Consider the following 7,591-nt stretch of genomic DNA (forward strand, 5'->3'; position numbering starts at 1 on the left):
GCCCCGACCCACCACCCGGCATCAGGCGCTACGCGCACCCCCACCCCACCCGAGCAGGCCGCCGCAGGCACAAGGCCGCGCGCCCAAGCCGCAGAACGGCCAGGGCGCGCGGCAGTGGAGATCACTCGTCGTCCGACGCCTCCGCCGCGGCGTCCGCCTCGGCCTCCGACGCCGTGCTCGCTCCGTCCGCCTCCAGCAGCCGGCCCAGCTGGCGCCCACTGATCCGCTTGAACTTCCGCTTCTGCGGCCGCGTACGGTCCAGCACCGCCACTTCCAGCCGCTCCGCGGGAATCTCCCGCTCGCTGCCGTTGGTGTCGCGGGACAGCGCCTGCACCGCCAGCTTCAGCGCCTCGGCCAGCGTCATACCGTCCTGGTGCCGCTGGTCCAGATAGCTGCTGATCTGCTCCGCGTTGCCCCCCACCGCGACCGAGCCGTGCTCGTCCACGATGGAGCCGTCATGCGGCAACCGGTAGATCTGGTCGCCCTCGGGCGTCTCCCCGACCTCCGCGACGACCAGCTCCACCTCGTACGGCTTCTCCGCCGCGCTGGAGAAGATCGTGCCCAGCGTCTGCGCGTACACGTTCGCCAGGCCCCGGGCCGTCACATCGTCCCGGTCGTAGGTGTAACCCCGCAGGTCGGCGTAGCGCACACCGCCGATCCGCAGGTTCTCGTACTCGTTGTACTTGCCAGCGGCCGCGAAGCCGATCCGGTCATAGATCTCGCTGAACTTGTGCAGCGCACGGGACGGGTTCTCGCCGACGAACACGATGCCGTCGGCGTACTGCAGCACGACCAGGCTGCGACCACGCGCGATGCCCTTGCGGGCGTACTCCGCCCGGTCGGCCATCGCCTGCTGGGGTGAGACATAGAACGGCGTCGACACCGGTTATCCGTCCCTCTCTTGAAGATTCCGTCGGTTCACTGGAGCACCCTCACGAAGACAGCCCGCTGCTCACAGCAGCGCGGCCCGCGGACCGTCGGGCTGCTCCAGCCGCCGCTCCAGAACCGACCGCGCGATCTCGGACGACTCGTTCTCGGAGAGCCGGCGGTAGCCGTCCTCGGTGATCACGGTGACGATGGGATAGATCCGGCGGGCGACATCGGGACCGCCGGTCGCCGAGTCGTCGTCTGCCGCGTCGTAGAGCGCCTGGACCACGAGCGTCGTGGCCTCGGCCTCGCTCAGGTCGTCCCGGAAGAGCTTCTTCATGGCGCCGCGAGCGAAGATCGACCCGGAACCGGTGGCCGCGAAGTTCTGCTCCTCGGAGCGCCCGCCCGTGACGTCGTAGGAGAAGATCCGGCCCTTCTCCCGGTCCACGTCGTACCCGGCGAACAGCGGGACGACGGCCAGCCCCTGCATGGCCATGGCGAGGTTCGAGCGGATCATCGTCGACAGCCGGTTCGCCTTGCCCTCCAGCGACAGCTGAGCGCCCTCGACCTTCTCGAAGTGCTCCAGCTCCAGCTGGAACAGCTTCACCATCTCCACGGCCAGACCCGCCGTGCCGGCGATGCCCACGGCCGAGTACTCGTCGGCCGGGAAGACCTTCTCGATGTCCCGCTGCGCGATGACGTTGCCCATGGTGGCCCGCCGGTCACCGGCGAGGACGACGCCGCCGGGAAACGTCACGGCCACGATCGTCGTGCCGTGCGGCGCCTCGATCGCGCCCTGCACCGGCGGCAACTTCTTGTTGCCCGGCAGCAGTTCCGGCTGGTGATCGGAGAGAAAGTCCATGAAGGAGGAAGACCCTGGCGTCAGGAAGGCAGCTGGTAGACGCCCGGTGCTACGAGTGTTGGCTTCCACGCGATTCCTTCCACGTATGCGACAGCCCGCCCTGTGACGTCGGGCCGATCCTTGGAACAACCCCGGCCCGGTTGCGGCCGGGGGCTCGGTATGCCACGGACCCTACCCGTCCTTCGGCGGTGATCCACATGCCCGGCGAATCGAACTCCGCGGGAGCCACGCCGCACTTGCCGGCCTACCGCCCGGCAGGCCGCCGGGCTCCGGGTGCCACCGACGCCCGGAGCGCCGCACACGGGGGCATCACGTCCTGCTGTGCCCCGCGCGCAGCGCTCCGCGCTCGGCTCGTCCGTCACCACGACACCCCGTTCACCTTCGGAGTGAAGGCTCAGGCGCCTTACTGGCCACCTTTTTGAACGAAGGACCGCACGAAGTCCTCGGCGTTCTCCTCGAGGACGTCGTCGATCTCGTCCAGAACCGAGTCCACGTCGTCGTTCAGCTTCTCGTGACGCTCCTTGACGTCCTCCGAAGCCTGCGCCTCTGCCGCCTGCTCCTCGACCTCCTCGGTGGACCGGGTGGCCTTCTGCTGTCCGCCGCCGGTGTCCTTGGTCGCCATATCCCTCACCCCGCTCGGTTCGCCCGACACAGTTGCTCGGTCAAGATCAGACCCTACTCGCCGGGTCTGACAATGGCCCCGCTGTTGCTCCAACGTACGGGGACCACCTCGATGATTCCCGGACCTGGGATTTTCCACCCTGCCCGGCGGGCCCCAACCGAGTACCCGTTCACCGCGCTCACCCGCCCGAAAGGACCCTGACCAGGTCTTCCGCCGTGCGGCAGCGGTCCAGAAGCTCCTTGACGTGATTACGCGTTCCGCGAAGCGGTTCCAGGGTTGGAACGCGCTGGAGGGAATCCCGGCCCGGCAGGTCGAAGATCACCGAGTCCCAGGAGGCCGCCGCCACGTCGTCCGCGTACTGCTCCAGGCAGCGGCCGCGGAAGTAGGCGCGCGTGTCCTCCGGCGGCGCCGTACGGGCCCGCTCGACGTCCGCCTCGTCCAGCAGCCGCTTCATGCGCCCGCGGGCCACCAGACGGTTGTACAGGCCCTTCTCGGGCCGTACGTCGGCGTACTGGAGGTCGACCAGGTGCAGCCGCGCCGCGTCCCAGTCGAGGTTGTCCCGGCGCCGGTAGCCCTCCATGAGCTCCCGCTTGGCCACCCAGTCCAGCTCCCCGGCCAGGCTCATCGGGTCGTGCTCCAGACGGGTGAGGGTGTCCTCCCAGCGCGAGAGGACGTCCTTGGTCTGGTCGTCGGCGTCCGCGCCGAAGCGCTCCTCCACGTACTTGCGCGCCAGCTCGTAGTACTCCATCTGAAGCTGGACCGCCGTGAGCGTACGACCGCTGCGCAGCGTGACCAGACGCTTCAGGGAGGGGTCGTGCGAGACCTGGTGGAGGGTGCGGACGGGCTGGTCGACGGCCAGGTCGACGGCGATGAAACCGTCCTCGATCATCGACAGGACCAGGGAGGTCGTCCCCAGCTTGAGGTACGTCGAGATCTCCGACAGGTTCGCGTCACCGATGATCACGTGCAGCCGTCGGTACTTCTCGGCGTCCGCGTGCGGCTCGTCGCGGGTGTTGATGATCGGGCGCTTGAGCGTGGTCTCCAGGCCGACCTCGACCTCGAAGTAGTCGGCCCGCTGGCTGAGCTGGAAGCCGTGCTCGTGCCCGTCCTGGCCGATGCCGACGCGGCCCGCGCCGGTGAAGACCTGGCGGGAGACGAAGAACGGCGTCAGGTGGCGCACGATGTCCGAGAAGGGGGTCTCCCGCTTCATCAGGTAGTTCTCGTGCGTGCCGTAGGACGCGCCCTTGTTGTCGGTGTTGTTCTTGTACAGGTGGATCGGCTGGGCACCGGGCAGCTGGGCGGCCCGTTCCGCGGCCTCCGCCATGATCCGCTCGCCGGCCTTGTCCCAGAGGACGGCGTCCCTCGGATTGGTGACCTCCGGGGCGCTGTACTCGGGGTGTGCGTGGTCGACGTAGAGCCGTGCGCCGTTGGTGAGGATCACATTGGCCAGGCCGATGTCCTCGTCGGTGAGCTGGCTGGAGTCGGCGGCCTCGCGGGCGAGGTCGAAGCCTCGCGCGTCCCGCAGCGGGTTCTCCTCCTCGAAGTCCCAGCGGGCCCGGCGGGCCCGGTGCATCGCCGCCGCGTAGGCGTTCACGATCTGGGACGAGGTGAGCATGGCATTGGCGTTGGGGTGGCCGGGGACGGAGATTCCGTACTCCGTCTCGATGCCCATTACTCGCCGTACGGTCATGCGGCCCTCCTTGCCCGGCGGCGCCCTCGGTCGTGGGCGCCACTCAGATACCGCTGGCGCTCGGTTGCGTGTGCGGTGCCCGTCCCCGCACTGCGCGACGTGGCGGTACGCAAGAGCCTAGAACGCCTTTGCGCTGGTGGGGAGATCATTTGCGTCATTGCGTTGCTCCAGCCGTGGCCTGAAAAACAGTCGGCTGCGGGTACCCGCCGAGGGCACCCGCAGCCGCCCTGCCTTTTACAGGTACTGACCGGTGTTCGCCACCGTGTCGATGGAGCGTCCGGTGTCCGCGCCCTGCTTTCCGGTGATGAGCGTACGGATGTAAACGATCCGTTCGCCCTTCTTGCCGGAGATTCGAGCCCAGTCGTCCGGGTTGGTGGTGTTGGGCAGGTCCTCGTTCTCCTTGAACTCGTCCACGCAGGCCTGGAGGAGGTGGGAGACCCTGAGTCCCTTCTGGTTCTTCTCGAGGAAGTCCTTGATCGCCATCTTCTTGGCGCGGCCCACGATGTTCTCGATCATGGCGCCGGAGTTGAAGTCCTTGAAGTAGAGGACTTCCTTGTCGCCGTTGGCGTAGGTGACCTCCAGGAAGCGGTTCTCCTCGGATTCGGCGTACATCTGTTCGACGGCCGTCTGGATCATGCTCTGCACCGTGGCGGCCTTCGACCCGCTGTGCTCGGCGAGGTCCTCGCTGTGCAGCGGGAGGCGCTCGGTGAGGTACTTGCCGAAGATGTCCTTGGCCGCCTCGGCGTCCGGACGCTCGATCTTGATCTTCACGTCCAGCCGGCCGGGACGCAGGATGGCGGGGTCGATCATGTCCTCACGGTTGGAGGCACCGATCACGACCACGTTCTGCAGGCCCTCCACACCGTCGATCTCGGCGAGCAGCTGCGGGACGATGGTGTTCTCCACGTCCGAGCTGACACCGGAGCCACGGGTGCGGAAGAGGGACTCCATCTCGTCGAAGAAGACGATGACGGGGGTGCCCTCGCTGGCCTTCTCACGGGCCCGCTGGAAGACGAGGCGGATCTGCCGCTCCGTCTCACCGACGTACTTGTTCAGAAGCTCGGGGCCCTTGATGTTGAGGAAGAAGCTCTTGCCGGCGGCCTGGCCGGTCACCTCGGCGACCTTCTTGGCCAGCGAGTTGGCCACGGCCTTGGCGATCAGGGTCTTACCGCATCCGGGGGGCCCGTACAGCAGGACACCCTTCGGCGGCCGCAGTTCGTGCTCCTTGAACAGGTCCGGGTAGAGGTACGGGAGCTCGACCGCGTCGCGGATGGCCTCGATCTGGCCACCCAGGCCGCCGATCTGCTCGTAGCCGATGTCGGGGACCTCTTCGAGGACGAGCTCCTCGACCTCGCTCTTGGGCACGACCTCGTAGACGTAGCCGGAGCGGGGTTCGAGCAGCAGGGCGTCGCCGGGGCGGATGGTGACGTCCAGCAGCGGCTCGGCGAGCCGTACCACCCGCTCCTCGTCGGTGTGCCCGAGCACCAGGGCCCGCTCGCCGTCCTCGAGGATCTCCTTGAGTGTGACGATGTCGCCGACGCGCTCGAACTCCATGGCGTCGACCACGTTGAGCGCTTCGTTGAGCATCACTTCCTGGCCGCGCCGGAGCTCGTCGAGCTCGACGCTGGGGCTGACGTTCACCCTGAGCTTGCGGCCGCCGGTGAAGATGTCGGCGGTGCCGTCCTCGTTGGCCGTCAGGAAGACACCGAAGCCGGCCGGCGGCTGCGCGAGCCGGTCGACTTCCTCCTTGAGGGCCACGATCTGGTCACGGGCCTCACGGAGCGTGTTGGCGAGCCGCTCGTTCTGCGCGGACACGCCGGCCAGATTGGTCTGCAGCTCGACGATCCGCTCTTCGAGAATCCTCGTGTGTCGCGGAGAGTCGGCGAGCTTGCGTCGCAGGACGGCGATCTCCTGCTCAAGGTAGGCGATCTGCCCGGCCGGGTCGTCGGACCCGCGTCCCGGGCGGATGCCGCGGTTCATGTCGTCGTCGTGGGCTGCCACGGTCCTCACCTCCTCCAAGGGGAGCTGGACGCTTCCAGACCCTACCTGGGCGGGTGTCGATTGAAACCCCTAGATCACAAAGACGGTCGGGGTGTGTCCGATCTTCACCCTTGCGCTCTCCCTCACGCCAGGGGAATACCCAGCGAACATGATTGGAACCCAGCCGGAGGTAGGGTCGAAGCGTTCAACACCCGTCAGAGCTGGCCGGATTCCCGGCACGGCTCGACGTATGAAACGGCAGGAGACATGAGCGTGCAGCAGGAGGCCGGGGTCGACGGCGAGGCGCTGGAGGTCTGGATCGACCAGGACCTGTGTACCGGTGACGGCATCTGCGCCCAGTACGCGCCCGAGGTGTTCGAGCTGGACATCGACGGTCTGGCCTATGTGAAGAGCCCCGACGACGAGTTGCTCCAGGACAAGGGCGCGACAACGCCCGTTCCGCTGCCGCTTCTCACGGACGTGATCGACTCGGCGAAGGAGTGTCCGGGCGACTGCATCCACGTACGTCGAGTTTCGGACAGGACCGAGGTCTACGGACCAGACGCGGAGTGACTACTTCTCTACGCTCCGTTACTACTGTCTGATATCTCACACGTGGCGGCGCAGAGGCCTCACACGCTGCGGGCACCGGCCGGTGCCGAGCGCACGAACGCGCCGTTGTGCCAACGCCATTTCGCGTCGCTGTGCACATCGGGGCAGCAACGCGGCACATCGGGCGACGAGTAGCCGAGGAGAGTGGCCGTGACGGCTCCGTCGCGTACGGCGAAGTCGCTGACGGTGGTGCCGTCCTTGGGGTCGAGCAGCGCCGCCACCACACGCGGTGCGCCGCCCTCGCGGCCTCGGGTGAGGACGTACACGCCGTCCGGCGGGGTGCCCATCGGGGAGTCGCAGTGGACCACGGCCACCGTCTCGGGGTTGCCGTCGCCGTCGAGGTCGCTGGAGGCCTTCTTCTCCACCACGGCCTTCACCGGGCCGCACTCGATGGGGAACTCCACCGCGGCCGGGTCGGGCGCCGCCACGTTCGCCGGCGCGCTCCTGGTCTCGGGGGCGGACGGCTGGGCCGCCGTGGCCGCGCCCGGCTGGAAGAGCGAGGAGAGGGCCACGACGCCGGCGACGGCTGTCGCGGTGGCGAGCCAGTGGATGGGGCGGGTGTGGGTGTGAGCGAGCTCCGGGACGGCGGAAGGCTGCACTAGGAGTGTCTCCTGAGGGCTGTGCCGGTGGGTGGCCAAGATGGTGCCACACGTCACACCGAGAGGGAACGGCGGGGTGTGCAGGTCCTGTGCCGGGGAAGTCGGAAGGGTTACGGTCCCTGCCGCCGTCTCAGCGGACGGGTGCCGGCTCGGGCCGCTGCGAGACGGCGTCACCCCGGCAAGGCGGGCCGCCGGAGGCCTGTTTCAGGTCATGTGGGGAGACACGCGCTGGTTCACCCGTCGCGGCGGCCCGGGGCAACGGTACGGGGGGGGGGGGGGGGGGGGGGGGGGGGGGGGGGGGGGGGGGGGGGGGGGGGGGGGGGGGGGGGGGGGGGGGGGGGGGGGGGGGGGGGGGGGGG

General features: G+C 68.5%; 7 protein-coding genes. 1 reads left to right on the forward strand and 6 read right to left on the reverse strand.

Annotated features, from left to right (window positions below):
- Positions 1-121 precede the first annotated feature (121 nt).
- From prcA to arc, 5 genes are all read right to left on the reverse strand, one after another.
- Positions 122-883, reverse strand: a complete 762-nt coding sequence (gene prcA, locus AC07F0_RS29560; RefSeq protein WP_478983097.1) for a proteasome subunit alpha — start codon at positions 881-883, stop codon at positions 122-124.
- Positions 884-952: 69 nt separating this feature from the next.
- A complete protein-coding gene (gene prcB / locus AC07F0_RS29565; RefSeq protein WP_436727353.1) occupies positions 953-1,798 on the reverse strand; it encodes a proteasome subunit beta in 846 nt (281 codons plus the stop codon).
- 334 nt (positions 1,799-2,132) lie between these two features.
- Positions 2,133-2,351: a ubiquitin-like protein Pup gene (locus AC07F0_RS29570; RefSeq protein WP_436727352.1), complete on the reverse strand. Its 219-nt coding sequence runs from the start codon at positions 2,349-2,351 to the stop codon at positions 2,133-2,135.
- A gap of 178 nt (positions 2,352-2,529) precedes the next feature.
- Positions 2,530-4,041: a depupylase/deamidase Dop gene (dop, locus tag AC07F0_RS29575; protein WP_010045351.1), complete on the reverse strand. Its 1,512-nt coding sequence runs from the start codon at positions 4,039-4,041 to the stop codon at positions 2,530-2,532.
- Positions 4,042-4,275: 234 nt separating this feature from the next.
- Positions 4,276-6,042 carry a proteasome ATPase gene (gene arc, locus AC07F0_RS29580; RefSeq protein WP_356925541.1) on the reverse strand — a complete coding sequence of 589 codons (1,767 nt, stop codon included), beginning with the start codon at positions 6,040-6,042 and terminating at the stop codon, positions 4,276-4,278.
- A gap of 246 nt (positions 6,043-6,288) precedes the next feature.
- Between arc and AC07F0_RS29585 the strand changes: the two genes are divergently transcribed.
- Positions 6,289-6,594 carry a ferredoxin gene (locus tag AC07F0_RS29585; RefSeq protein ID WP_391086785.1) on the forward strand — a complete coding sequence of 102 codons (306 nt, stop codon included), beginning with the start codon at positions 6,289-6,291 and terminating at the stop codon, positions 6,592-6,594.
- A 59-nt stretch (positions 6,595-6,653) separates the two neighbouring features.
- Here the strand turns inward: AC07F0_RS29585 and AC07F0_RS29590 are convergent, their stop codons facing one another.
- A complete protein-coding gene (locus AC07F0_RS29590; RefSeq protein ID WP_478983098.1) occupies positions 6,654-7,232 on the reverse strand; it encodes a hypothetical protein in 579 nt (192 codons plus the stop codon).
- Positions 7,233-7,591: the final 359 nt, after the last annotated feature.

Source organism: Streptomyces sp. NPDC045955, assembly GCF_056430805.1.

Excerpts from the sequence above, each read along its gene's own strand:
- AC07F0_RS29570 (WP_436727352.1), bottom strand. The coding sequence starts at position 2,351 with ATGGCGACCAAGGACACCGGCGGCGGACAGCAGAAGGCCACCCGGTCC.
- AC07F0_RS29585 (WP_391086785.1), top strand. The coding sequence starts at position 6,289 with ATGAGCGTGCAGCAGGAGGCCGGGGTCGACGGCGAGGCGCTGGAGGTC.
- dop (WP_010045351.1), bottom strand. The coding sequence starts at position 4,041 with ATGACCGTACGGCGAGTAATGGGCATCGAGACGGAGTACGGAATCTCC.